23 protein-coding genes and 1 pseudogene are annotated in these 25,629 nt (G+C 69.5%); 10 read left to right on the top strand and 14 right to left on the bottom strand.

What is annotated here, in order from left to right:
• Positions 1–72: 72 nt before the first annotated feature.
• Together O3I_RS32835 and O3I_RS32830 are read left to right on the top strand one after the other, a co-directional pair.
• A pseudogene (locus O3I_RS32835) lies at positions 73–399 on the top strand (transglycosylase family protein); the annotation flags it as partial.
• Between the two features lie 318 nt (positions 400–717).
• On the top strand, positions 718–2,664 hold the full coding sequence (locus tag O3I_RS32830) for an MFS transporter (RefSeq protein WP_014987334.1): 1,947 nt from the start codon (positions 718–720) through the stop codon (positions 2,662–2,664).
• Between the two features lie 3 nt (positions 2,665–2,667).
• Here the strand turns inward: O3I_RS32830 and O3I_RS32825 are convergent, their stop codons facing one another.
• The 11 genes from O3I_RS32825 to O3I_RS32775 all read right to left on the bottom strand — a co-directional run bounded on the left by O3I_RS32825 (position 2,668) and on the right by O3I_RS32775 (position 12,330).
• Positions 2,668–2,877: a TOBE domain-containing protein gene (locus O3I_RS32825; RefSeq protein WP_041564666.1), complete on the bottom strand. Its 210-nt coding sequence runs from the start codon at positions 2,875–2,877 to the stop codon at positions 2,668–2,670.
• Between the two features lie 54 nt (positions 2,878–2,931).
• The gene (locus tag O3I_RS32820; protein ID WP_014987332.1) at positions 2,932–3,510 is read right to left on the bottom strand and encodes a pyridoxamine 5'-phosphate oxidase family protein; all 579 of its coding nucleotides are present in this window, start codon (positions 3,508–3,510) and stop codon (positions 2,932–2,934) included.
• A 96-nt stretch (positions 3,511–3,606) separates the two neighbouring features.
• The gene (locus O3I_RS32815; protein ID WP_014987331.1) at positions 3,607–4,350 is read right to left on the bottom strand and encodes an SDR family oxidoreductase; all 744 of its coding nucleotides are present in this window, start codon (positions 4,348–4,350) and stop codon (positions 3,607–3,609) included.
• Positions 4,347–5,360 (bottom strand): phosphotransferase family protein, encoded by a 1,014-nt coding sequence (locus tag O3I_RS32810; RefSeq protein ID WP_014987330.1) that lies wholly within the window; start codon positions 5,358–5,360, stop codon positions 4,347–4,349. The genes O3I_RS32815 and O3I_RS32810 overlap by 4 nt, the downstream gene beginning before the upstream one ends.
• Positions 5,357–6,526 (bottom strand): thiolase family protein, encoded by a 1,170-nt coding sequence (locus O3I_RS32805; RefSeq protein WP_014987329.1) that lies wholly within the window; start codon positions 6,524–6,526, stop codon positions 5,357–5,359. The genes O3I_RS32810 and O3I_RS32805 overlap by 4 nt, the downstream gene beginning before the upstream one ends.
• Before the next feature lie 103 nt (positions 6,527–6,629).
• Entirely contained in the window at positions 6,630–7,481 is an 852-nt protein-coding gene (locus O3I_RS32800; protein ID WP_014987328.1) for a hypothetical protein, read from the bottom strand.
• A 138-nt stretch (positions 7,482–7,619) separates the two neighbouring features.
• Positions 7,620–8,669, bottom strand: coding sequence for an ABC transporter ATP-binding protein (locus tag O3I_RS32795; protein WP_014987327.1), 1,050 nt, complete (start codon positions 8,667–8,669; stop codon positions 7,620–7,622).
• A complete protein-coding gene (gene modB / locus O3I_RS32790) occupies positions 8,666–9,475 on the bottom strand; it encodes a molybdate ABC transporter permease subunit (RefSeq protein ID WP_014987326.1) in 810 nt (269 codons plus the stop codon). The genes O3I_RS32795 and modB overlap by 4 nt, the downstream gene beginning before the upstream one ends.
• On the bottom strand, positions 9,472–10,251 hold the full coding sequence (modA, locus tag O3I_RS32785) for a molybdate ABC transporter substrate-binding protein (RefSeq protein ID WP_014987325.1): 780 nt from the start codon (positions 10,249–10,251) through the stop codon (positions 9,472–9,474). Before modA ends, modB begins: the two co-directional genes overlap by 4 nt.
• Positions 10,252–10,262: 11 nt before the next feature.
• Positions 10,263–10,661: a TOBE domain-containing protein gene (locus tag O3I_RS32780; RefSeq protein WP_014987324.1), complete on the bottom strand. Its 399-nt coding sequence runs from the start codon at positions 10,659–10,661 to the stop codon at positions 10,263–10,265.
• A gap of 403 nt (positions 10,662–11,064) precedes the next feature.
• Positions 11,065–12,330, bottom strand: coding sequence for a PucR family transcriptional regulator (locus tag O3I_RS32775; protein ID WP_014987323.1), 1,266 nt, complete (start codon positions 12,328–12,330; stop codon positions 11,065–11,067).
• A 237-nt stretch (positions 12,331–12,567) separates the two neighbouring features.
• Between O3I_RS32775 and O3I_RS32770 the strand changes: the two genes are divergently transcribed.
• The 8 genes from O3I_RS32770 to O3I_RS32735 all read left to right on the top strand — a co-directional run bounded on the left by O3I_RS32770 (position 12,568) and on the right by O3I_RS32735 (position 23,252).
• Positions 12,568–13,701, top strand: coding sequence for an esterase/lipase family protein (locus O3I_RS32770; RefSeq protein ID WP_014987322.1), 1,134 nt, complete (start codon positions 12,568–12,570; stop codon positions 13,699–13,701).
• Between the two features lie 151 nt (positions 13,702–13,852).
• A complete protein-coding gene (locus O3I_RS32765) occupies positions 13,853–15,166 on the top strand; it encodes a lipase family protein (RefSeq protein ID WP_014987321.1) in 1,314 nt (437 codons plus the stop codon).
• 138 nt (positions 15,167–15,304) lie between these two features.
• A complete protein-coding gene (locus tag O3I_RS32760; protein ID WP_141692128.1) occupies positions 15,305–17,245 on the top strand; it encodes a hypothetical protein in 1,941 nt (646 codons plus the stop codon).
• A 25-nt stretch (positions 17,246–17,270) separates the two neighbouring features.
• The gene (locus tag O3I_RS32755) at positions 17,271–18,863 is read left to right on the top strand and encodes an ABC transporter substrate-binding protein (protein WP_041563013.1); all 1,593 of its coding nucleotides are present in this window, start codon (positions 17,271–17,273) and stop codon (positions 18,861–18,863) included.
• A 125-nt stretch (positions 18,864–18,988) separates the two neighbouring features.
• Positions 18,989–20,353: a glutamine synthetase family protein gene (locus tag O3I_RS32750; RefSeq protein ID WP_081594196.1), complete on the top strand. Its 1,365-nt coding sequence runs from the start codon at positions 18,989–18,991 to the stop codon at positions 20,351–20,353.
• On the top strand, positions 20,334–21,101 hold the full coding sequence (locus O3I_RS32745; protein WP_014987317.1) for a gamma-glutamyl-gamma-aminobutyrate hydrolase family protein: 768 nt from the start codon (positions 20,334–20,336) through the stop codon (positions 21,099–21,101). Before O3I_RS32750 ends, O3I_RS32745 begins: the two co-directional genes overlap by 20 nt.
• A complete protein-coding gene (locus O3I_RS32740; protein WP_014987316.1) occupies positions 21,098–22,456 on the top strand; it encodes an aldehyde dehydrogenase family protein in 1,359 nt (452 codons plus the stop codon). Before O3I_RS32745 ends, O3I_RS32740 begins: the two co-directional genes overlap by 4 nt.
• A gap of 31 nt (positions 22,457–22,487) precedes the next feature.
• On the top strand, positions 22,488–23,252 hold the full coding sequence (locus O3I_RS32735; RefSeq protein WP_014987315.1) for a 3-oxoacyl-ACP reductase: 765 nt from the start codon (positions 22,488–22,490) through the stop codon (positions 23,250–23,252).
• A 73-nt stretch (positions 23,253–23,325) separates the two neighbouring features.
• Here the strand turns inward: O3I_RS32735 and O3I_RS46615 are convergent, their stop codons facing one another.
• From O3I_RS46615 to O3I_RS32720, 3 genes are all read right to left on the bottom strand, one after another.
• Entirely contained in the window at positions 23,326–23,838 is a 513-nt protein-coding gene (locus O3I_RS46615) for a hypothetical protein (RefSeq protein WP_014987314.1), read from the bottom strand.
• A 360-nt stretch (positions 23,839–24,198) separates the two neighbouring features.
• Positions 24,199–24,783: a hypothetical protein gene (locus tag O3I_RS32725; protein WP_014987313.1), complete on the bottom strand. Its 585-nt coding sequence runs from the start codon at positions 24,781–24,783 to the stop codon at positions 24,199–24,201.
• Positions 24,784–25,029: 246 nt separating this feature from the next.
• Positions 25,030–25,542: a hypothetical protein gene (locus O3I_RS32720; protein WP_014987312.1), complete on the bottom strand. Its 513-nt coding sequence runs from the start codon at positions 25,540–25,542 to the stop codon at positions 25,030–25,032.
• Positions 25,543–25,629: the final 87 nt, after the last annotated feature.

Genomic DNA, 25,629 nt, shown 5'->3' with positions numbered 1-25,629 from the left:
GATCCCCGACCTACCTGGGGGCAGGGACGCGACCTCGATGGTCGTGCCGGTGGGCGCAGGCAGGAAACTTCTATGTCGCTCAACAGCAAGTTCAGCGCTCGTGCCCTCGGCCTCACCGCCGCGCTCGGCGCTTTCGTCCTCGTCCCGTTCGGCCTGTCCACCGCCACCGCCTCCGCGCACAACTGGGATGCTGTCGCGCAGTGCGAGAGTGGCGGCAACTGGGCCATCGAGACCGGTAACGGATTCTCCGGCGGGCTGCAGTTCACCCAGAGCACCTGGGAGGCCAACGGCGGTGTCGGCCGGCCGAGCAATGCGAGCCGGGCCGAGCAGATCCGGGTCGCCGAGAACGTGCTCGCCACCCAGGGCGCCGGCGCCTGGCCGGTCTGCGGCGCCCACCTCTGACGCCGATCGGCGCCTGCCGCGAAACGCGGTAGGCGCCGGGCTATTTCGGGGCGATTGCGTCCGCCGGGGAAACTGTCGAGTTTTCCGGTGATATCCGTGGAGCTGCGATGTTTTGCGTGACGCCGAATGCGGGTGTGCGCAGCGAGCATTCAGATATTTCGTCCCACCTTTCGAAACTGGAACACGTTTCGGTCTCGTGCCGGGAAATGCCTGCGTGTGGTGATACCCATCACTACCCTGTTGCCACCCGGCTCCCTCGGTGCTGGATCGCCGTAGATCCAGCCGAGATGCCGTGGTCAGAAAGGCATCTCGACCATGAGTTCGACCCGGACCGCAGCCCCACCGACGCTCCTCACCGGGCTGTGGCAGCGCAAGCTACCGCACTATCCCGACACCCCCGCCCGCTCCTGGTACCTGACGGTCGTCGTCATCACCTCGATCGCGCTCTACTACCAGTTGTTCGTCACCGGCGCGGTGGGCAACGAACTGATCGCCTACTTCGAGCTGTCGTTCGCCTACTTCGTCTGGATCTTCATCATCGGCGCGGCCTTCGGTGCCGTGGCCTCGGTGCTGGCCGGGGTGCTCGACCGCTGGGGGCGCGCGAACATCGTTGCCTACGGCGTGGTGATCTGCTCGCTGCTGACGCTGTTCGCGGTGCCCGCGACCACGACGAAGGAGCAGTATCTCTTCGTCTACTGTGTGGTGAGCGTCGTCGAGGGCGCGGTGCTGGTGGCCACGCCCGCGCTCATCCGGGACTTCTCGCCGCAGCTCGGCCGGGCCTCGGCGATGGGCTTCTGGACCCTCGGCCCGGTGATCGGCGCGCTGGTCACCACCGGCATCTCCACCAGGACGCTCGACGCGCACCCCGACTGGCAGTATCACTACCGGCTCTGCGGCGTGATCTGTCTCGTCATCGCGGTGTTCGCGGTGGTCGGCCTGCGTGAGCTCAGCCCACCGCTACGCGACCAGATCATGGTGTCGCTGCGCGACCGGGCGCTCGTCGAGGCGCGGGCGCGGGGGTTGGATGTGCGCAGGCTCGAGCAGGGGCAGTGGCGCCAGATGCTGCACCTGGACATCGTCGGCTCGGCGTTCGGGATCAGCCTGTTCCTGGCGTTCTTCTACACGATCGTGTCGTTCCTGACCGTCTATATGGCGACCAACTTCGGCTTCAGCCCGGCCAAGGCGAACGCGCTGGGCAACTGGTACTGGACCGCCAACGCGGTGGCGCTCGTGGTGGCCGGTGTCGCCTCGGACTATCTCAAGGTGCGCAAGCCGTTCATGATCGCCGGCGCGGTGCTCAGCATCGTCGGCATGTATCTGTTCATCGGGTACACCGACGACCCGGACACCGGTTACTACACCTTCGCCTGGGTGTTCGCCCTCATCGCGGTCGGCACGGGCATCGCCTACTCCACCTGGATGGCGAGCTTCACCGAGACGGTCGAGCAGCGCAATCCAGCGGCGACCGCGGTGGGTCTCGCGGTGTGGGGCGGGATGCTGCGCGGCGTGGTCACCGTGGTGCTGTTCGGGCTGCTCGTGGTGGTGAACGCGGCGGGGCCGCTGGTCAACCACGGTCCGCGGTTGCACGAGATACAGACGCGCTACGGTCCTCAGCTGGCCACGATCCAGCAGGTGGGACCGGAAACCCTGGCGGCACTGGGCAAAGACCCGAACGACCAGGCGGCCCAGCTGGCGGCGCTGACGAAGCTGACCGGGGCCACACCCGCCGAGATCCAGGCGGCGTTCGCGCTCGACGCCCGCTACCCGGACGAGCTCGCGACGCTGCAGGCGATCGAACCCGCCACCCAGGCCGCGCTCGCCGCGAACCCGGCCGACGCCACCGCGGGACTCGCGGCGGTGGGTCAGGTCGCCCGGAAGTTCGGTATTCCGCCGGATCAGGCGATCGCCCGGCTCACCGCGGTCCAGCAGATCCCGCCCGCCGAACTGGCCGGCGCGACCGCCGTGGGCCCGAAGCTGATCCAGGCACGGGCACAGCTGGAGACGGTCGGCACCATCCCCGCCGCCGACCAGGCGTACCTGGCCGCGCACGGGAAAGAGGTGCAGCAGGCCAAAGCCGATTCGCCGGAGCAGTGGGCCCGCTGGTGGTGGATCTGCCTGCTCGCGCAGGTCGCGTTCCTGCCGTTCGTCTTCCTGATGGCCGGGCACTGGTCGCCGAAGCGGGCCGCGGCCGCCGCCGCTGCGCACGACCGGGTGGTCCAGCGCGAGCTGGCGGAACTGACGCCGGTGCCGACGGCGCGCTAGCGGCTATTCGACGCCGAGGGTGACCTCGGTCGATTTCACCAGCACCTTGACCCGGGCGCCGTCGGTGAGTGCCAGATCGTCGACGGCGTCCCGGGTGATCGAGGAGGTGATCTCGTCGCCGCCCGCGAGGCGGACCCGGACCACGGCCATGGCCTCGCCCCGGGTGATCGAGATGACCGTGCCGTCCAGTTGGTTACGGGTGCTCAGTCGCATGCGGGCGAGCATACGCACCGCGACCGCGGTGATCCCGGATCTCGTGGCCGGTGTCTAGCGCACGATCGCGGACGGCAACGGGTGGTCCGGCGCCAAGGCGGGTAGGCCATCGATGCTGGTCGCGTTGTCGCCCGCGATGCGCTTGGCGAAGTCGTCGTCGCCGCGGCGGTCGTGCAACGCGTCCAGCACCGGGCGCTCGTCGACGAGTTCGAGATAGGGGACCGAATACCCGCACGAGTCGGCGATCCGGTCGATGCTGACCACGATGACACCGCGCAGGCCCGGATGCTGCAGCCCGAAATGCGGTCGCAGCGTGTCGAATTCGGCGGAGTCGGGCCGGACGAGCCGACCGGTGCCGAAGAGCCGCAGGATCTTCGAAGTGCGGGTGAACGAGCAGAACATGATGGTGATCCGGCCGTTGTCGCGCAGGTGCGCGATGGTCTCCGCGCCGCTGCCGTAGAGATCGAGATAGGCGAAGGTGTGCTCGTCGAGCACCGCGAAGGTATCGCGATAACCCTTGGGAGACAGGTTCACCCGGCCGCCCTCGGATGGTGCGGTAGCCACGAAGAACATCGATTGCTCGCCGATGAACTTGCGGAGTGCGTCATCGAGATGTGCGAAGACCTTCGCCATCGGGCACCTTCCCATGTCGTCCCACGATCGGACACCGATGAGCGTAACGCCGCGACACCCGGTCGCCGGGCCGCTGAGGCCCAGATCACCCCGCCGCTAGGCTCGCCAGAGCTGCGCACCCGCACGGGAGACGACGATGTTGGGCACCACGGCATTGCGGGACAGCCGGGTGATCGCCAGCACCAGTTCGGCGATATCCCCGGTGGTCAGCATCGCCGACGGCGCGAGCACGTCGCGTTTCCACGCCGTCATATCGGTGTCGACATAGCCGGGGGAGATCGCGGTCGCGCTGACGCCGTTCTCGGACTCTTCCAGCGAAACGGTTTCGCAGAGCGAGATCAACGCGGCCTTGGTCGCGCCGTACGCGGCCAAGCCCGCTTCGCCCGCGACGCCGGTGATGGAGGCGAGCGCAACGATTTTCGCGCCACGGTGCGGGTCGTCGGCGGCGCTCTTGCGGAGCAGGGGGAGCGCGGACTGGATGAGCGTCAGGGGAGCACGGAAGTTCACGTCCAGCATTCGCTCATAAGTTTTCGGCGGCATCTCGGCGACCGTGCCCGCGGTGCCGGTGCCCGCGCTGAGCACCAGCGCGTGCAGGCCGTCGAAGCGGTCCGCGTGCGCCCGCACCAGTTCCCACACCTGCGCGGGGTCGTGCATCTGCGCGACAACGGGATTCACCGCGACGCCCGTTTCCGCGTGCAGGCGGTGCGCCGTCTCGTCGAGCGTGTCCTTGTTACGCGCCGCGATGGTGAGGTGGTAACCCTCGGCGGCCAGCCGGCGCGCCACCTCGGCGCCGATGCCGCGAGAACCGCCGGTGACCAGCGCGCTGCGGGTCTCGCTCATCCGAGGGTCTCCAGGCCGATGTCGAGCAGCAGCGGCACGGCCGCGCCGATCGTGGCGAAACCGTCGCCGACGGTCTTGCCCGCGAGGAAGCGCTGATGGATGCCCTCGGCGATGACCGCCAGCTTGAAATAGCCGAGCGCGCGATAGAACGGCAGCCGATCGAGGGCGAAACCGGTTGCGGCCGCATATCGTTCGGCCACCTCGTCGCTGCTGGGGAAGCCGGGATTCGCGCTCGGGGCATGCCGGACGCCGAGCACCGGCTCACAGCGATTGTCCCAATAGACCTGCAGCAGGCCGAGATCGGCGAGCGGGTCGCCGAGCGTGGCCATCTCCCAGTCGACGACCGCGGCGATCCGGCCGGGGTCGGTGCGGTCCACGATGGTGTTGTCCAGGCGATAGTCGCCGTGCACGATGGTCTCGGCCGCCTGCTCGGGCACCGTGCGCCGCAGGGCCTCGGTGAGCCGGTCCAGGGCGTCGAGTTCCCGGGTGGCGACCCGATCCCATTGGCCGCGCCAGCGTTTCACCTGCCGGGCCAGATAGCCTGCGGGACGGCCGAATTCGTCGAGACCGACGGCGGCGTAGTCGACCGCGTGCAAGGCGGCGAGGGTATCCACGAGGGCGTTGCCCGTGGCCCGCGCCTGCTCGGTGGTGAGTGCGGCCGTCTGGTCGCCGTCCTGCAGAACCAGGCCGTCCACGAACGAGACCACCGTGAACGGGACGCCGAGCACCGCGGGGTCCTCGCACAGCGCGATGGCCTGCGCGACCGGAACATTCGTGTCGCGCAGGGCCGCGACGACGCGGTACTCGCGGGCCATATCGTGCGCGGTCGGGGTGAGCGGCCCGAGCGGCGGACGGCGCAGCACCCAGTCATGCGTGCCGTCGCTCAACCGATAGGTGAGATTCGACTTGCCGCCCTGCAACAGGGTCGCGGTCAGCGGGCCCGCGGTGTCCGGGACGTGCTTCTCGAAATATTGTTGCAGCGCAGCAAGATCCAGACCAGCGGGCGTCATCCGAGCCGCTCGATGATCGTGGCGTTGGCCAGCCCGCCCGCCTCGCACATGGTCTGCAGACCGAAGCGGCCGCCGGTCTGTTCGAGATGATTCACCAGGGTGGCCAGGATGCGGGTGCCCGACGCGCCGAGCGGGTGACCGAGGGCGATCGCGCCGCCGCGCGGGTTCAGTTTGGCGGGGTCCGCGCCGAGTTCGTGCTGCCACACCAGCGGTACCGGGGCGAACGCCTCGTTCACCTCGTAGGCGTCGATCTCGTCGATGCTCAGCCCCGCCCGCGACAGCGCCTTGCGGGTGGCGGGCACGACCGCGGTGAGCATCAGCAGCGGATCGTCGCCGACCACGGCGAAGGAGTGGAAGCGGGCGCGGGGGCGCAGGCCCAGCTTGGTCGCCGCCGCCTCGCTCATGATCAACGCGGCCGAGGCGCCGTCGGTCAGCGGCGACGAGTTGCCCGGCGTGATGGACCATTCGATCTCCGGGAAGCGCCGGGTGAACTGGTCGTCCACGAACGCGGGCCGCAGTGCGGCCAGACCCGCGGCGGTGGTGCTGGGGCGGATCGTCTCGTCCGCGGTCAACGTGCCCGCCGCGAGCAGTTCGTGGTCGAAACCGCCCGCGGCGGCCGTCTCGGCGGCCAGCCGGTGCGAGCGCGCGGCGAACTCGTCCAGCGCGGCCCGGTCGAACTTCCAGCGCGCGCTGATCACCTCGGCCGCGATCCCTTGCTGCACAAGGCCTTCGGGGTAGCGGTGGGCCAGCGGGCCCTGGTTCGGATCCTTGCCCTGTGCGTTGGAGAACATCGGTGCGCGGCTCATCGACTCCACACCGCAGGCGATGGCGATGTCGTACGCCCCCGAGATCACCCCCTGCGCCGCGAAGTGCGCCGCCTGCTGACTCGACCCGCACTGCCGATCCACCGTCGTGGCGGGCACCGACTCCGGGAAGCCCGCGGCGAGCGCCGCCGTCCGGCTGATGTTGAACGCCTGCTCGCCGCTCTGCGTCACGCACCCGCCGACCACGTCGTCGATCAGCGCCGGGTCCAGGTCGTTGCGCGCCACCAGCTCGCGCAACACCCCCGCCAGCAAGGTCGCCGGATGCACGTCGGCGAGCCCACCCCCGGCCTTGCCCTTGCCCGACGGCGTGCGCACCACATCAACGATTACGGCGGACCCCATAGCCCTCTCCGATCAACTTAAGTTACCTGCGATTCTCGTCTAAGTTAACACGGATTCGCACGGTTGCCGCCGTCGATGCCCTGCTCGTCCCGAAGTCTCGACGTCAGAGGTCGAAGACTGCCGCCAGCGATTCGGCGACCACGGCGCGCTCGATCCAGCTCTCCAGCTGTTCGGTGTCGGTGCAGGCCATGATGCGGGTGTGGAGGTCGTCGGGGACGGGGAAGCGGCGCACGGCGAGAATTCGCAGCAGCGATTTCGCCTCGCCTTCGGCGCGCCCCTGATCCAGCAGGCCGTCCATGAATTCGTCGCGGTAGATGGAGCTGGCCATGAGTTCCTCCAGGGCTTTGGTGGCCGCGTCCGAGGCGGCATGCCGGACAAAACGAGTGTAGGTGTTCCGGGTCTCCCGATCGAGGTCGGCGAGGTTGTCGAGAACCATGCGCCGGGTGGCGTCATCGTCCAGATCGAGGGCGTGGGTGAGGGTGGCCAGGACGGTGAGTTCGGGTGTGGCGGTACGGAAGGCGGAGCTGTTCGGGTCGGGGGTGTTGTGCGGGCCGATGACGATGGGGGTCAGATCGAAACCGGGGTGCCCGGTGCGCACGGTGTGGCGGCAGGCGCGTGCGGTGGCGGGGCTGTCCGCGATGACGACCAGGACGGCATCGCATTTGTGCTGGGCCTGGGCGACGGCGACGTACGCGGGCCACGCTCTGCGCTTGCGGCGTTTCGGTGGCGCGGACTGGGATTCGGTGATGACCGCGAGTTTGCCGTGCGCGCCTTCGAGCAGGGTGACGGCGTCGGCGAGGTACTCGGGTGGTTCGCAGGTGCTGAGGTTGCTGTCGGTGATGGTGGCGTGGGTGTCGGCGGCGAGTGGAATGCCGGTACCCGCCAGGAGCGCGGCGGCCAGCAGGGGGTTGTGACGCAGCAACTCGAGTGGGGCTTCGTGGCGGAGGCTCGGCATGGCACGCAGCGTGCCAGCCGGTACCGACAAGTTTTGGCGCTCAAGCCTTTTCGGGTGTGCGACACGCCGTGGACATTGCGCACCGATTATGCGCTCGGCTCGGCGGAGCGCCTGCTCGGACCTTCGTTGTACCGCGATTCAGGACGGATAGGTGTGTGTTTCGGTGGCTTTTACCGCGGCCCAGAGCCGGGTGCCTGGTTGCAGGCGCAGGTCGGCGACGGTGGCGGGGGTGACGTCGGCGAGGACGGGTGGGGCGCCGTCGAGGCGGACCCGGATGGTGTGCGCGTGCTGTTCCAGGCCGGCGATGGTGACGGGCCAGGTGTTGCGCTGGCTGCCGGCGGGTTGTTCGGGGTGCAGGCTGACGGCGGTGGGCGGGAAGGCCACGTGCACCGGGCCGGTGCCGGGTTCGGCGACGGTGAGGCTGCCGCCCGCGTCGAGTTGGACCGTGGTGCCCTCGGCTCGGCCGCGATACAGGTTGAGGCCCACCAGGTTTGCCACGTAGTCGGAGCGCGGCCGCCGGGCGACCTCGCTCGGCGCACCCTCCTGTACGACCCGGCCGTGCTCGAGGATGATCAGCCGGTCGGCCAGCACCATGGCGTCGAGCGGGTCGTGCGTGACGAGCACGGTGTGGCCCGGGTAGTCGGCGAGGTGATGGGCCAGGTCGGCGCGCACACGCAGCCGGGTGCTCGCGTCGAGCGCGGCCAGCGGCTCGTCCAGGAGCAGCAGCGCGGGTTCGGTGGCCAGCGCCCGCGCCAGCGCGACGCGCTGCGCCTGCCCGCCGGACAGCGCACGCGGTTTCGCGTGCGCCTGCTCGGCGAGCCCGACCCGGTCCAGCCACTGTGCGGCCCGTTCCCGGGCTGCCGCGCGCCGGCTGCCGCGCGCCCGCAACCCGAACGCGACGTTGTCCACGGCGCTGAGGTGGCCGAACAGCAGATAGTCCTGGAACACCACGCCGACCTCGCGGCGTTCGGCGGGCACGAACACCTTCGGCGGTGCGTCCCAGACGTTCTCGCCGACCCGCAGCGCACCGGCGGTCAGCGGCGTCAGCCCCGCCAGCGCCCGCAGTGCGGTGGTCTTGCCCGCGCCGTTGGGTCCGAGCAGGGCGACGACTTCACCGGGCGCCACGGACAACCGCAGGTCCAGCTCGAATTGTCCGCGGGTGACCCGCAGTTCGGCGTCCAGGCTCATACCGCGCCTCGAATCCACCGCTCGCGCAAGGCGACCAGCACCGCCACCGACACGGTGAGCAGCACCAGGCTGAGCACGATCGCGTCCTCTGGGTCGGATTCCAGGGCGAGATAGACCGCGAGCGGCATGGTGGTGGTCTTGCCGGGGAAGTTTCCTGCGAAGGTGATCGTGGCCCCGAATTCGCCGAGCGCCCGCGCCCAGCACAGCACCCCGCCCGCGACGACGCCGGGCAGCACCGAGGGCAGCGTGACCCGCCGGAAGGTCAGCCAGCGCGAGGCCCCCAGGGTGGCCGCCGCCTCCTCGAAACGGGGATCCGCCGCCCGCAGCGCGCCTTCCACCGAGATCACCAGGAACGGCATCGCGACGAAGGCTTCCGCGACGATCACCCCGGCGGTCGTGAAAGGTAGTGAGACGCCGAACCATTCGTACAGATACCGCCCGATCAGCCCGCGCCTGCCCAGCACGAGCAGCAGCGCGACGCCGCCGACCACCGGCGGCAGCACCAGCGGCACCGTCACCAGGGCGCGGAGCACCCCGCGTCCCGGCAGGTCGCCGCGCGCGAGCAGCCACGCCAGCGGTACGCCGAACACCAGGCAGAGCACCGTCGCCAGGCTCGCGCACACCAGCGAAAGTTGCAGGGCCTGACCGACTTCGGCGTTGAAGAGGCGATCCGGCAGGCCACGCCACGGCGTCCGCCACAGCAGGCCGAGCAGCGGCACCAGCAAGAAGGCCAGCGCGCACAGTGCGGGCAGCAGCAGGACGAGCGGTCGCCGCCCCGTGGCCGTCCGCCGCGCCGTCCGGGTCACGGGTTGTCGAATCCCGCCTCGGTGAACACGGCGCGGGCCTGCGGCGACTGCACGAACTCGACGAACGCGGCGGCCGCGGCCGCGTTGGGGGCATGCGCGAGCGGTGCGACCGGATAGTCGTTGATCGCTTTGCCCGACTCCGCGAAGTCGATGCCTGCCACCTGGTCGCCCGCCGCCCGCACATCGGTCCGGTAGACCAGCGCCGCATCGACCTCACCCAGCTTGACCTTGGTCAGCACCGCTTTCACGTCGGCTTCGCGGGTGTCGGGCTGCGGGGTGACGCCCGCGGCTTCGAAGACTGTTTTGGCGGCGGCGCCGCACGGCACCTGTTCGGCGCAGAGCGCGAGCTTCGGTTCGGTCTTGCCGAAGTCGGCCAGGCCGGTGATATGGCCGGGATTGCCCTTGGGAACCGCGATCTCGAGCCGGTTGCGTACGAAGGTGACCGGCGCGACGGTCACCTCTCCTTTGTCCTTGACCTGCTGCATGTTCTTCGGCGCGGCCGAGGCGAAGACGTCGGCGGGCGCACCCTGGTTGATCTGCTCGGCCAGCGCCGAACTGGCGCCGAAGCTGTAGACCACCTTGACGCCGGGGTGTGCGGCCTCGAACTGCTTGCCGAGTGCGGTGAAGGTCTCGGTCAGCGAGGCCGCGGCGAACACCGTGACGGTGCCGCCGATCCCGCTCCCGTCCGCGGGCGCGGCCTTGTCGTCCGAGCCGCAGCCGGCCAGGCTCAACGCGATGACGCCCGCCACGGCGGCGCTGCTCAGCGAACGAATCATTCTGGACCTCATCAACTTTCCGGGATCTCCACTACGACGTGCGTCGATTTGACCGAGGCCACCGCGACGCTGCCGACCTCGAGCCCGAGCTCGTCGACGGATTCGCGGCTCAGCAGCGAGACCAGCCGGAACGGACCCGCCTGCATTTCGACCTGCGCCATCACGGTGTCCTTGACCACCCGGGTCACGATGCCGCGCAGGCGGTTGCGCGCGGAGGCGGCGACGGTGACACCCGGTTCCGGCGTCTCGGCGGTGGCCTGGAGGAACTCGGCCAGCTCCCGGCCGCGGACGCCCTTGCGCCCGTTGCCGAGCTGAATCGCGGTCAGCTTGCCCTGATCGATCCACCGGCGCACGGTGTCGTCGCTGACACCCGCCAGCACCGCCACCTCGCTGATCCGCAAATTCGACACAGAGGGCAGTATATTTCCGCATCTGCGGAAATCAAGGATCAGTTGCCGCAGCGGCGGGACGCGACCGATATCTCCGGAATGGGCCTGCTGTGGCCACTGTGACGAGAACCGCGGTGAACTCCCTCACAGCGGCCGCATGGCCATTGCCCGCCAGGTGTGCCGAAACCGCCGTCCGGGCATGCCTTTTCATGGGATGACCGCGTGCGTGCCGGACGGTCCAGCACCGCTCGAGCAGCGCGTACGCCACCGTCGATCACTACATTGAAGGGGATTTCGCAGTCCCATCTGATGGAGGAATTTCGGTGCCGCTTATCGATCTGGGTTCGTCCGCGTTGAATCTGGCGAACGTAGTCACGTCCATTGCCGCCAACATCACCTACCTGCTGCAGGCCTGGCACGTCATCTAGGCGAGGTGCTGTCCCGGCGGCGTCGCGGCGTTCGCGTCGGCCGCCGGGAACAGGCGATGGATCAGCGCCGCCGCGGCGAGCAGTCGCGATCCGTCGGGGTCGCCGGGATCGATGCCGGTGAGGTCGGCGACGCGGCGCAGGCGGTAACTGAAGGTATTGGGGTGGATGTGGATGCCCGCCGCCGCGGTCTTGCGGTCGGTGCCGTGCCGCAGATGCGCGTCGAGGGCTTCGATGAGGTGGGGACTGTCCAGGATCGGCGTGATCCGCTCGGCCAATCGATCCCGGGCCGGGCCGGGGCGGGTGAGTTGATATTCCAGTAGCAGATCATCGAGGCGATAGCAGCCGGCCGGTCGCCCGAGCAGGCGGGCCAATTCGGCGAGTTCGGTGGCTTCGCGCGCGATCTGCGGTACCGATTCCCTGGCGACGCAACGATATTCGGTGACGAACACCGCGACGCCGAAGTGCCCGGCGAGTTCTGCCGCGAGCTGTTCGTAGGGCTGTTCGGCGGGATCGTGCTCGGTGCCGGTGGGTAACAGGGCGATGCCGGTCGAGCCGTCGAAGGTGGCCAGTGCCGTGGTGCCCGCGAGCGCGTCCAGGGTGCGCTGCAGAATTCTGATCCGCCGCCTGCTGATGAGCCCGGCGACCGCGCCGGGGTGTTCTTCGTGGCGGATGTGGATGGCCAGCACCGTGTATCGCTCCGCGAGCGCGGTATCGGCGCGCGCGGCTAGTTCTTCGGCGGGTAGCCCGCCGAGCAGTGCCGCGCACAGGGCGCGGCGAGCCTCGCGCTCGGTGTGATAGATGGATTGTTCGACCTCGGCGTAGGTCTCGACGACGGTGATGTTGATGTGCATCAGCAGTTCGAGCAGCCTGCTGCCGACGACGACCAACTCGGCCAGTTCGGCGGCGCCCGCCATGGCCGCCGCCTCGTGCAGCACCGACTGGGCGGAGCCGTGCATCGCTTCGATCAACAGCGACAACGGAATACGGTCTTCCGCGTGCCGCTGGGCGACCGGCGCGACGAACGCCGCCACCTCGGCTCTGGTGAACTCCCGCTGTTCGCCGATGGCCTGCAGGACGGCTCGGCCGCACGCGTAGATCGCGGGCAGCACCTCGGCGGTGAAATGTCCTTCCGGCAGATCCGCCGTGGGCGCGGTGGTGCCGAGTCCGGCGGCCAGCATGCGCTCGGAGATCTGCGGCCAGCGAGTGAGCAGCCGGGTCACCAGCGGGGCGCGATCGGTCGGCGGCGAAAGGATGGCGGACATGTGCCGATTGTTTCCAACGACAGGTTTGTGCGGCAAGACAACCGGCACATCGGGCGAAACTTTGGTGCGCGCAACAATTTCGCCGTCCGATTGTTCTCGCCGGCGTGCAGTGACATCGCGGCGGCCACCGCCATAGATTCGATCACGTCTCCGATATGACCCGCATCACAGTGGTGTCGCCGATTCGCGTACGGAGCGCGAAATCGTTTGATGGGAATGTGAATTGACATGCTTGCAATGACGCACAGCGCCCTGCGCGCCCTGTTCGGCGCCGCCCTCACCGCGGGTTTGACCGTCGCCACGCTGCTCGGTTCCGGTGCGGCGAGCGGTGATCCGGGCGGTGACCCGGCCGGATCGGCTCTCGTGGCGGCGATCGACGCCGGGCTGGCACCGGCGGCGGACGGCAGGCAGCCGCGAGCCGTCCTGGACACCGGAAGCAGCGCAGGGCTCAGTCACGCGTCGGACGTGTTCGGCGAGGGGCCGGAAATGTCCTCCTACCTAAGCGCTTTCGCCTACGGGTTGACTCATCCGGATGCCGCACCGCCGGGCGCGAACCGCTGGGATTGTCAGCCGAGCGCCGCACACCCGCGGCCGGTGGTGCTGCTGCACGGCACCTGGCTCAATGCCTACGACAGCTTCGCCTACCTCGCGCCGCGCCTGGCCCGCGCCGGATATTGCGTGTTCGCCTTCAATTTCGGTCGCTCCGGCCTGCTGGCGGGTGGTGGTCTCGGGCCGGTGCTGCCCGGTCGGTACGGAGTCGGCCGGATGGAGGATTCCGCGCGGCAGCTGAGCCGATTCGTCGACCGGGTGCAGGCGGCCACGGGCGCGGAAACGGTGGACATCGTCGCGCATTCGCAGGGCGGCACGGTGGCCGACCAATACCTCAAGTTCGAGGGCGGTGCGCCGAAGGTGCGCAAGCTGGTCAGTTTCGGCGCCACCCACCACGGCACCTCGCTGCTCGGCCTCGCCACGCTGGGCCGGATGATCAACAACCTCGGCGTGGACATCCTCGGCTTCTACGAGCCCCTGGTCGGCTTCGCCAACATCCAACAGGCCGTGGGTTCTCCGTTCTATGCCACGTTGAACGCCATGGGCGACACCGTTCCCGGCGTCGAATACACCTCGGTCGGTTCGCGTTTCGACCAGGTGATGAATCCGTACGACTGGACCTTCCTGCGGGCGGGCGTCGACGCCACGGTGCACAACATCACGTTGCAGGACGGCTGCGAGCAGGACATGTCCGATCACCTCACGCTCATGTACTCCCCGCGCGCGGCCTCGATCGTGCTACGCGCGCTCGATCCGGTCGCCTCGCCGAATCTCGAATGCACCTTCAATCCTTGGCTGATCGGCGGCGGGGGCAGTTTCTGACCGCGCTGTCACTACCCGCGGCGGAGAAAAGCGGGCAGCGCGAATTGTTTTCCGCACCAATTCATTTCCGCGTCGCGCCGTGGTTGGGTTGGCCGCAGGACAGGGCGCGGCACCGATGGCGCGACGAGCCGATCGAGAGGAAGCAGAGCCCATGAGTGCCGATCCCGTGCGCGGCCTGACCGGTCCGGTCGTCGCGTCGCGCACCGACTTTCCGCTGCTGCCCGAGGTCGATCCGTTCTACGCGCCGCCGCCGGCACTGGATCCGCTGCCGCCCGGTGCGGTGGTGCGCGCCAGGGCGGTCGAACTCGCGCTGTTCGGCCTTGTCCGGCAGCGTATTCCGGCCTGGCAGCTGCTCTATCGGACCTGCGATCTGCACGGCGTCCCCGAGGTGGCGGTCACCACAGTGCTGTTGCCTTGGGGCGCCGACCCGGCCGCGGCGCGGCCGCTGGTGTCGTTCCAGTGCGCGATCGACGCCGTCGCCTCGAAATGCCTGCCCTCCTACGCGTTGCGGCGCGGGGCCCGCGCGGCCGGCTCGATCCCGCAATTGGAGTTGCCGCTCATCGCCGCCGCGCTGACCCGCGGCTGGGCCGTGTCGGTGCCCGATCACGGCGGCACGGCGGGCCGCTTCGGGGTGGCGCGCGAGCCCGGATACCGTGCGCTCGACGGCATTCGAGCCGCGCTGGCTTTCGCGCCGCTCGGCCTGACGTCGAGCACGCCCATCGCGCTGTGGGGGTATTCGGGCGGTGGCCTGGCCACGGCGTGGGCCGCTGAATCGGCGGCGGAGTACGCGCCGGAGCTGACGCTGGTGGGTGCGGTGGCGGCCTCGCCGGTCGGCGACCCGGCCAAGGCCTTCGTGCGGCTCAACGGCGGACTGTTCGCCGGCTTCGCCGCGGTCTTCACCGCGGGACTGCGGCGCGCCTACCCGGAACTCGATCGTCTGCTGCGTGCCCAGCTGGACGCGCGGTACCTGGCCTGGCTCGCGGCGACCGAGACCACCGCGACGTTCCCGCTGCTGTACCGCTTCGCCCGCCGCGATATCGGCAAGCACTGCCGCGGTGGTCTCGCGACGCTGCTGGCCGCACCGGCGCTGCGCGCGGTGCTCGCCGACATCGAACCCGGCGCGCGGGCGCCCGCCATGCCGCTGCTCGTGGTGCAGGGCGTGTACGACGAGGTCATCGCCGTCGCCGAGGTCGACGCGCTGGTCGCCCGCTACACCGCGGCCGGTGCGCACGTCCGGTACCTGCGCGACAGGCTGAGCACCCATCTGCTGCTGCAGTTCTCGGCTGTGCCGGTCATGCTCGACTGGCTCGGCGACCGGCTCGCGCGGCGCGCGGTGCCCGCGGCGGGCACCGAGACCTCCTGGTCGTTGGTGTTGTCGCGGCGGGCGCTCACCGGGCACCTGGATTTCGCCCGCTTGCTCGGGCGCATGCTGTTCGCGCGGCCGATCCGGGCGGCCCGCGAATAGGAGCCGGTCGGTTCGTTCGGAATCAGTACCTGCTTCCGGTTTGCTTTTATCCCCTAATTCCGTTGTCCAAGAGCTGAATACGGTTGTTGCGCCGGTGGCCGATTGTTATGGTGGCAGCCAAGCCGTGGGAGGCGATGCTTGGTGTTTGTGGGGCGCACCGATTTACTCGAATTGATCGACCGATTGGTCGAGGTATCCGCCGGTGAGGTGGCGGCACCGCCGAAACCTGTGCTGGTGCTGGAGGGATGTGGCGGTTCCGGCCGTAGCGCCGTGTTGGGCAAGGCGCTGGCCAAATGGCAGGGGCATACGCCCTCGGTGCTGGTCCGGCCGCTGGAGCAACCGTTCGATCTGAACAATCCGGTGCGCACCGTGCTGGCCGCCGTCATGCTCGGCCTCAGCGTCGACATTCCCGGCTACGCGGTCGCGTTCCCCCGGTTGGTGATCGCGCAGATCGTCATCGCCGAGAACTTCGGCGAGCTGCCCCCGGACGAGCAGTTGACCCGGCTGCGGTTGCTGCTCAACCGGTATCAACGCCGTGCCGCACTGGTCGGCTTCGTCCAGAACATGATCAACCTGGCCGGTTCGCTGGCCGCCAATATCAAGGTGCCCGGCGTCGACGTGATCGCGCCCGCCGTGGCCAATACGGTCTCCGACGCGGTGGTGGGCCGGTTGCTGGGCGGCCGGCTGCTCGGCCGGGTCACCTGGGGACCGAAGGCCGCGTGGTTCGGTCATCAGGATCTGGACCTGCGGCTCGACGCCGAGCGCGCGCTGATCGGGCTGAGCAACAACGCCAGAAGCCTCGATCCTCGGGTCCGCCGCGACGTGGACGACGTGCTGGTCGGCGCGTTGCTCGCCGACCTGCGGCTCAGCGTTGCCAAGGTCAAGCGGCGCACCTCGAACGTCTTCGTGCTGATCGACGACGCCGACGCGCAGGCCGCCACCCCGTTTCTCAGTTCTGTGCTGCGCGTGCGGCGTTCGATCGCCGCCACCGGCGCCGAGCTGCCGGACCCGCTGACGATCGTGGCCGCGAGCTCCGGTGTCCTGGTCGACGAACTGGCCGGCCTGGTGCCCGCCCCCGCGGTGTGGTCGGAGCCGCTCGACGCGGCGTCCCAGGTGCTGGTCGGGCCGCGCTGGGCGCGGGTGCGGTTGCCCGAGCTGAGCGAGCACGATGTCCGGCTGATGGCCAAGGACGTCGACCTGTACCAGTCGGAGAACATCGGCCACACGGTCTACCGGCTCACCCGAGGTCACCCCGCGGCGACGGCGCTCGTACTGCGGCTGATCAAGGAGGAGCCGCAGCACCTGACGAATCTCGACGGCCTGTTGCGCAGTCCGGGCCCGGAGCCCGGCGTCACCGTCGAGCAGTACCTGCTGCGGATCTTCGGCCGTGGCCTGAGCGTGCGCAAACTGGTCCGTCGCGAGCTGGCCGCCGCGTTGATCACGGTTTCGGCCGCGCGGCACAAAGCGGAGGCGCTCACCCTGGTCGGTCTGCTGCCGCCCGGCGTCGAGCACGATTCCATCCTGTTCAAGTCCCGCTCGTTGTGGACGGCCACGACACCGGGCGGCCCGGAGCGGCTCCCGCCGCTGCTGCGCCTGCTCGGGCTCCGTGCGCTGGTGGCCCGCACCCGCCCGGAAGAGGGCCCCGGTGTCGAACGCGTACTCGGCACGCTGCTCGAGCACGTCGCCGCCGGGGATCGAGGGGGCCGGCTGGCGCACGCCCGCCTGCTGAACGGCCGCGGGGCGGTGGTGGACGAACTCACCACGCTGCTGCCGGAGCTGTCCGCGCCGGAGTGGCTGACGTTGTTCGACGCCGTCGTCGAACTGCCCGATCCGGTACGACGGGACGGGCCGCTCGTGGACAGCTCCGCCCGCGCCCGCACCCCGGGCGCGCATATCGGGGTCCTGATCGCGCTGGTGCCCGCGTTCGAGTCCGATATCGGCACCCCGCTGGAGCTGAAGGCGGAGCTGTGCCGCCGAATCGCGCACAGCTACGAGCAATTGGCCGAGCACGTTCCGGCGGACGGCCCGTTCCTGTTGCGCGCCAATCGCTATCGCAGGCTCGCCGACCAATTCGAATGACCTGCGCGGCAGAAGGAGACCTTTCGTGGCATCGCGATATCGGCTAGGCATCTTTCCGAGACCGGAGCGGCCGTTTCCGCGCCCGTGGACGGACTGGGTGCGACTGGGGCTCGTCGCCGCGCTGCTCGTGCTCTGCGGTGCCGGGTTCGCCTTCCGGGTAGGGTTGCAGCACGCGTTCACCTGCAACGCGGGCTGGACGCCGGACGGCGCGGCCTGGCAGGCGGGCCGGCACTGCGTCGGATTGTCCGAGGGCCCTTACGCTTTCGAGCTCGATGCGTTCGCGCCGGTGCTGGCGGTGATCGATCGGCAGAATCGCGCCGCGGACAAGGAGTGCCCGGGTACCCCGGCGACCGTCGGGGTGCTGCTCACGATGACCGACGAGCTGGCGGGCAGCAGGGCGGTCCACGAGTTGGAGGGTATGGCGGCCGGGCAGCGCCGGGCCAACGGCACCGGTTGCCTGCACCCCATGCGACTGGTCGTGGGTCAGCTCGGCGACTACGCCGGCGACGGCGACCCGCTCGCGGTCGCGCGTGCCCTCGCGGACCGGTCCGACGTGGTCGCCGTGGCGGGCATCGGCCTCAGCGACCAGACCACCGCCGAGGTCGCGGATGTGCTTGCCGCGGCGAAGATCCCGATGGTCTCCGACGTGGTGACCGCCGAGGGTTTCGATCAGGACGGTTCGCGCGCCGACAATCCCGAGTTCGACAGCTGCGATCGGGACATCACCTATCCGCGCGGCATCGCGCGGGACTACTTCTATCGCGTGGCGTTCCGGGTCGCCGTGCAGGTGCAGGCGCTCGGTGCGGTCTCGCCGGTCCGGCCGGACTTCATCATGGTGCCGATCGGCGGTTCGGACCCGTACACCTGCACCACCCTGCCGTTCTTCCAGCGCCAGTACGGCGGCAATGTGCTGGAGGTCAAGTTCGACACCAGCGAACCGAGCACCGTGCCGCAGACCGCCAAGCGGGTCTGCTCGACCCCGAAGGATGTGACGATCGCCTACATCGCCCGTGGTCGCGATCTGGGCAGGCTGCTGTACAGCCTCGACGAGGCCTACACGAACGGCCAGTGCGCCGCGACCTCGGTGACGGTGCTCAGCACCTCGGACGGCAACCGGCTGCGCACCGAGGAGGCCGACCGGTCGCTCGAGGATCTGCGCACCAAGGCCCTGTCCTCGCCCAGTTTCGCCGACGGCCGGGTGCGGCTGCTGTTCACCCTGGTGGCGGGCGCGGACGCGCCGCAACCGGACAACCCCAACTGGGCCGTGTTCGAACAGCACTTCCGGGACGCGGGTTTCGATCCCGAGCACATCGGCGACGGCTGGGCGGTCAACGCCTACGACGCGGTGACCACCATCGACACCGCGCTGCGCGAACTGCCCGCCACCATGCCGGTGCAGCGCAGCCAGGTGAACGCGACGATCAGCGGGTTCTCCGCGCCGGATACCGCGGTGCCCGGTGCGGGCGGCCCGGTCGTCTTCGACAACAGCGGCAATCGCAGCGGTCCCGGGCCGCGGGTCGTGCGGCTGTGCCCGGTGGCGCGGTCGGTGGATCGACCGCCGTTCGTCCCCACGCTCGAGGTGCTGCCCGGCGTCTCGATCCCGTCCTGCGTCCGCTGACGTCGTGCTCGGTTTCACCGGCACCGTACTCAGGCCGCGAAGCGCGCGGCAGGTTTGTGTGTCCGATCACGAAACTGCCGAGTTTGCTCTAGCGTGAGCACGGTTGGTGCCGAGAGGGGCTGTTGATGCGTAGTGGGATGTTGAGTCTGACGCAGTTGCGGGAGCAGGTCGAGGCCGGGCGCATCGATACGGTGCTGGTCGCGATGACCGACATGCAGGGTCGGTTACAGGGAAAACGTTGTGCGGCAAGGTATTTCCTGGACGAGGTGGTGGAGCACGCGACCGAGGCGTGCAACTACCTGCTCGCCGTCGACGTGGACATGACGACGGTGGCGGGGTACGCGATGTCGTCCTGGGACACCGGATACGGGGATTTCGTGCTGCGGCCGGACCTGAACACCTTGCGGCTGGTGCCGTGGTGGCCGGGTACCGCGCTGGTGCTGTGCGACGTCGAGCAGGTGGAGCCCGCCGGTAAGCCGGTGACCGTCTCGCCGCGACAGGTGTTGCGCGCTCAGCTCGCTCGCCTGGCTGAGCACGGACTGCGCGCGTTCGTCGGCACCGAACTCGAATTCCTGGTGTTCGACGACAGTTACGAGGCCGCGTGGTCGGCCGGCTATCGGGAGCTGCGCCCGGCCAACCAGTACAACGTCGACTATTCGATGCTCGGCACCGCCCGGCTGGAGCCGCTGCTGCGGCGTATCCGCACCGAAATGGACGGCGCGGGAATGTATTGCGAGTCGGCCAAGGGGGAGTGCAACCCGGGCCAGCACGAGATCACCTTCCGCTACGACGACGCGCTGACCACCTGCGACAACCACAGCATCTACAAGACCGGCGCGAAGGAGATCGCGGCCCAGGAGGGGCGCAGTCTCACCTTCATGGCCAAATACAATGAGCGCGAAGGCAACTCGTGCCATATCCATATCAGCCTGCGTGGTGAGTCCGATGCGGCCGTGCTGGCGGGCGACGAACCCGGCGGCTGGTCGCCGCTGATGCGCCACTTCGTCGCGGGCCAGCTGGACTGCCTGCGCGAGTTCACCTACCTGCTCGCGCCGAACATCAACTCCTACAAGCGATTCGTCTCGGGCAGCTTCGCGCCGACCGCGGTCGCCTGGGGGCGCGACAACCGGACCTGCGCGTTGCGGGTGGTGGGGCACGGGCCGTCACTGCGGCTGGAGAACCGGGTGCCCGGCGGCGACGTGAACCCCTACCTCGCCGTGGCCGCCGCCATCGCGGCCGGACTGCACGGTATCGAGCATCGGCTGCCGCTGGAGCCGGAGTTCCAGGGCAACGCCTATCGCTCGGAGCGCCCGCGCGTGCCGCGCACGCTACGCGAGGCGGCGCAGCTGTTCGGGGACAGCAAGGTGGCGCGGACCGCGTTCGGTGATGATGTAGTGGAGCACTACCGCAACGCGGCGCAGGTCGAGTTGGACGCCTTCGACGCCGCCGTCACCGACTGGGAGCGAATTCGTGGCTTCGAACGACTCTGACACCGCGCCGGCCGTGGCCGCACCCGGGGTGCGGCCACGGCCGGTGATCGGGCTGCCGACCTATGTCGAGCGCGCCCGATTCGGTTCCTGGGACGTCGACAGCGCGGTGTTGCAGTACAGCTATGTGCAGATGGTCGTCGAGGCGGGCGGCATTCCGGTGCTGCTGCCGCCCGGCGGGGTGGCCCGCGCGGAACTGGTGGCGCGACTGGACGGGTTGGTGCTCACCGGCGGCGCCGACGTGACTCCGGACCGCTACGGCGCGCAGCCGCATCCGGATACCTACACCAGGCCGGACCGCGACGAGTCGGAGTTCGGGTTGTTCGCGCTGGTGCGCGCGGCCGAACTGCCGGTCCTCGCGGTGTGCCGGGGCATGCAGGTGGTGAACGTCGCGCTGGGCGGCACGCTGGTGCAACATCTGCCCGAGGTGGTCGGGCACGCCGAGCATTCGGGCACGACCGGCGGATTCACCGTCACCGACGTAGTGCCGGTGGCGGGCAGCCGGGTCGCCGCGATCGCCGGGGCGCACGTGAAGGCCAACTGTCACCATCATCAAGCGATCGACCGGCTGGCGCCGGGCCTGGTGATCAGCGCGCACGCGTCCGACGGCACCATCGAGGCGGTGGAGACGCCGGACGGCCCGTTTCTGGTCGGCGTGCAATGGCATCCGGAGGTGGATGCGGTCGACCGCAGGCTGATCGGGGCACTGGTCGCCGCGGCCGAAGACTATCGAAGGGAGCGGAACTCGTGACGACAGCGCAGGTGGTCAACCCGGCGACCGAACAGGTGGTGACGACGGTCGAACTGGTCGGCGCGGCCGAGACCGACGCCGCGATCGACCGGGCCCGGCGCGCCGCGGTCTCCTGGCGCGAGGTGGCCCCCGGCGACCGGGCCCGGCTGCTGCGCCGCTTCGCCGAGGCCGTGGACGCGAACCTGGAGCAACTCGCGCAACTGGAGGTCGCCAACTCCGGGCACACCATCGGCAACGCGCGCTGGGAGGCGGGCAACGTCCGCGACGTGCTGCACTATGCGGCCGGCATTCCGGAAAGGCTGCTCGGCCAGCAGATTCCGGTGGCGGGCGGGGTCGACATCACCTTCCATGAACCGCTCGGCGTGGTCGGGGTGATCGTGCCGTGGAACTTTCCGATGCCGATCGCGGGCTGGGGTTTCGCGCCCGCGCTGGCGGCCGGTAACACGGTCGTGCTCAAGCCGGCCGAACTCACGCCGCTGACCGCGATTCGGCTGGGGGAGCTGGCCCTCGAAGCCGGCCTGCCCGCGGATGTTTTCCAGGTGCTGCCCGGTAAAGGCTCGATCGTGGGGCAGCGGTTCGTCACCCACCCCGCGGTGCGCAAGGTGGTGTTCACCGGCTCGACCGAGGTCGGCACCCAGATCATGGCCGGCTGCGCGCAGCAGGTGAAGCGGGTGACGCTCGAATTGGGCGGCAAGAGCGCGAATATCGTGTTCGCCGACGCGGATCTGGACCGGGCGGCCGCCACCGCACCGTACGGCGTGTTCGACAACGCGGGCCAGGACTGCTGCGCCCGCTCCCGGATTCTGGTGCAGCGCACCGTCTTCGATCGATTCCTCGAGCTACTGGAACCCGCCGTGCGCGGCGTGGTGGTCGGCGACCCGGCGGCGGAAGCCACCGAGATGGGACCGCTGATCTCGGCCGCGCACCGCGAGCGGGTGGCCGGGTTCGTCGAGCCGTCGACCAAGGTGGCGTTCACCGGCACGCAACCCGACGGCCCCGGATTCTGGTATCCGCCAACGGTGGTGCTGCCGGACTCGCCCACCGACCGGGTGCTCACCGAGGAGGTGTTCGGCCCGGTGGTAGCGGTGGTGCCGTTCGAGGACGAGGCCGATGCCATCCGGATCGCCAACGACACCGAGTACGGGCTGTCCGGCTCCATCTGGACCAACGACGTCGGCCGGGCGCTGCGGGTCTCCCGCGGGGTCGAGGCGGGCAACCTGTCGGTGAATTCGCATTCCTCCGTGCGGTATTGGACGCCGTTCGGCGGATTCAAACAGTCCGGCCTCGGCCGCGAACTCGGGCCCGACGCCGCGCTGGCGTTCACCGAGACCAAGAACGTCTTCCTCGCCACCTAATCGCGAACATCAATACCCGACAGGAGATACCTTGCAGCGCTTACAGGATCGAGTCGCCGTCGTCACCGGCGGCGGGAGCGGCATCGGCCTCGCCACGGTCCGTCGCTTCGCCGCGGAGGGTGCGAAGGTGGTCGTCGCCGATATCGACGCCGTCGGCGGCGAGGCGGCCGCCACCGAGGTCGGCGGCTTGTACGTCAAGGTCGACGTGACCGATGAGGCCCAGGTCGAGGCGCTGTTCCAAACCGCGGTCGACACCTACGGCGGACTCGATATCGCGTTCAACAACGCGGGAATCTCACCGCCGGAAGATGATTCGATCCTCACCACCGGCCTGGACGCCTGGAAACGGGTCCAGGAGGTCAATCTGACCTCGGTGTACCTGTGCAGCAAATACGCCATCCAGCACATGCTCGAACGCGGCAAGGGTTCGGTCATCAACACCGCCTCGTTCGTCGCGGTGATGGGTGCGGCCACCTCGCAGATCTCCTACACGGCCTCCAAGGGCGGGGTGCTCTCGATGAGCCGCGAGCTGGGAGTCCAGTTCGCGCGCAACGGGATTCGGGTCAACGCGCTGTGCCCCGGGCCGGTGAACACGCCGCTGCTGCAGGAGCTGTTCGCCAAGGACCCGGAGCGCGCGGCCCGGCGCCTGGTGCACATTCCGACCGGCCGCTTCGCCGAACCCGAGGAAATCGCCGCCGCGGTGGCGTTTCTCGCCAGCGACGACGCCTCGTTCATCACCGCGTCCCAGTTCCTCGTGGACGGCGGGATCTCCGGCGCCTATGTGACGCCGCTGTAGTCGGGGCGAACGCCGAACTCCCGCACCACTTCCCCGAAGCAGGTGCGGGAGTTCGATATTCGGTGCCGTGCCGCTAGGGGGTCGCGGCCGGGGGTGCCGCGGGCGGAGCGGGCGGCTTCAGCAGATCGTTCAGCTTGCTCAAGCTGTCGGTCAAGGTCTGCACGTTGCCCGCCAGGCCTTTGTCCTGCGCGCCCGCACCACCTTGCGCGCCCTGATCGCTCGGTGCCCCGCCATCCGGGGCCGCTTTGGTGCCCGAGTCGCCGCCCGTGCCACCGCCCGGTGCCGCCGCGTCCGGAGTGCCGGTCCCGCCAGGAGCAGGCGCGGCCGGTGCCGCGCCGCCCGGTGCGGGAGCCGCCTGTGCGTCCGGTGCCGGTGTCGCCGGTGCGGGAGCCGCCTGTGCGTCCGGCGCGGGTGCCGCTGGAGCGGGTGCCGCCGGTGCGGCTGGTGCGGGTGCGGCAGGTGCCGCCGGTGCGGCAGGTGCGGGTGCGGCAGGTGCGGCCGAGTCGGGCGCGCCTGCGGCGATGCCCGCGAACATGAATGTCGCGGTCAGCCCAGCGGCGGCCGCGATCCCGATCGTGCGCTTCATGTGTAGCCCCTTCTCGTCTCGATGTCTCGCCTCGAAGTGGTACATGCGTACTCGAACATCAAACGCCCAAATCGTCACCGGCTCGGCACTATGCGTGAAAAAGACCTGTCTTGCTGCTCCTTTGTGGTCGATCACCGGGTCCGGTCGCCAGTGCTTTCCCTCGCGCTGCTGTCGAATGTGCGTCGTACGGCGTCGTCGCCGAGCATGACCCGGCGACGACGCCGAACGACTCCGGTTCGCTGCGGCCGAGGCCTCCTGATCGCCGGCAAGAGGCACGGCTACCGGGTGCGCCGCGTGGTGACCGTCAGCGAAACCGTAGGGCGGTCCGCACCGCCCTGATGGGATACCTGGCTGCCGGAGCTAGAACGGCAGCTTCAGGTCAGGCATGCCGGGCAGCGCTGCCCCGCCGTTCCCGCCCATGCCGGGCAGGCCGTTGAGCAGATCGCCACCGGGCAGGCCGTTGAGCAGCTCGGACGGATCGGGGAGTTGTGCGCCGCCTTGCGCGCCGCCGCCGTCTGGACCGACCTGTGCGCCGCCGTTCGCGCCCGCGCCGCCGGGTCCCTGCGCGCCGCCCTGCAGGCCGCCGCCGTCAGGGCCGACCTGTGCGCCGCCGTTGGCGCCCGCGCCGGGTGCTTGTGCGCCGCCCTGCAGGGTGCCGCCATCGGGCCCGACCTGTGCGCCGCCGTTTGCTCCGGCTCCGCCGGGTGCCTGCGCGCCGCCCTGCAGGCCGCCGCCGTTCGGGCCGACTTGCGCGCCGCCGTTCGCGCCCGCGCCGCCGGGGCCCTGTGCGCCGCCCTGCGCGGTGCCGCCCTGCGGGCCGACCTGTGCGCCGCCCTGCGCACCCGGCGCTGCGCCTGGTCCGGGTTGAACGGCCCCGGCGACGCCGGTGAAGATGAGTGATACGGCTACGCCAGCAGCCGCCGCCGATCCGATCATGCGTTTCATGTAAAGCCCCTTCTCGTATCGAAGTGGTACATGCGTACGTGCTGATCAAACGTTCAACACGATAGTGGCTCAGATCACTATGAGCAAAACTGGTCGGTATGAAACGCGGAGAAGTCACCGAATCGGTGTCAAAAAAAGCGTCGCCGCCGGGGGTGAACCCGGACGGCGACGCTGGATGATTCCGCTTTTACCGCGCGCTGAGCGGACTTCGCCGCGCGGAACGGATCGTCTATCGATGGTGGCGGGTTATTCGGCCTTCTTGCCGGACCCGTTCTTCTCGGCGCCGCCACTCTTCTCCGCGCCGCCGTTCTTCTCAGTGCCGCCACTCTTCGGGGTTCCGCCATTGCTGTCGGATCCGCCGCTGCGCTGTGCGGCACCGTTCGGCGCCGTGCTCATGCCTTCTTGGGCGCCGTTGCCGGTACCGCTCTGGTCCGGGCATCCCGGCGCGTCAGCGCTGCCGTTGTCGTCGGTGGGCTGCGCGATCGGCGCTTTCGCGCTGCCGCTGTCCAGCATGCCGGTCAGCGGGTCGGAGGTGCCGCTCGGCTGGGCGCCGGACTGCTCGCCGTCGGTGCCGTTGCCGTTGCCGGTGCCGTCGGCGGGGACGTCGCCCGATTGCGGGCTCGTGCCTTGTTCGCACTGCTCGGTCGTCGGCGGCTTGGCGTCCTGCCCGGGCTCGAACGCGTGCGCTCCGGCGGCGCCGGAGAACAGCAGGGCTGCGGCCGCCCCGGCGGCGACCGCGGTTCCTAGCTTGTAAATCATGTGTAGCCCCTTCTCTGATCGAAGTGGTACATCTGCGTGGATATCAACCGTTCAACACGCTAGTGCGGGCGCGCGGCGATCTGCGAT

The organism is Nocardia brasiliensis ATCC 700358, assembly GCF_000250675.2.
Lineage (GTDB): Bacteria > Actinomycetota > Actinomycetes > Mycobacteriales > Mycobacteriaceae > Nocardia > Nocardia brasiliensis_B.
Note: the sequence above shows the minus strand (reverse complement) of the source record. Positions and strands in the feature narration are given on the sequence as shown.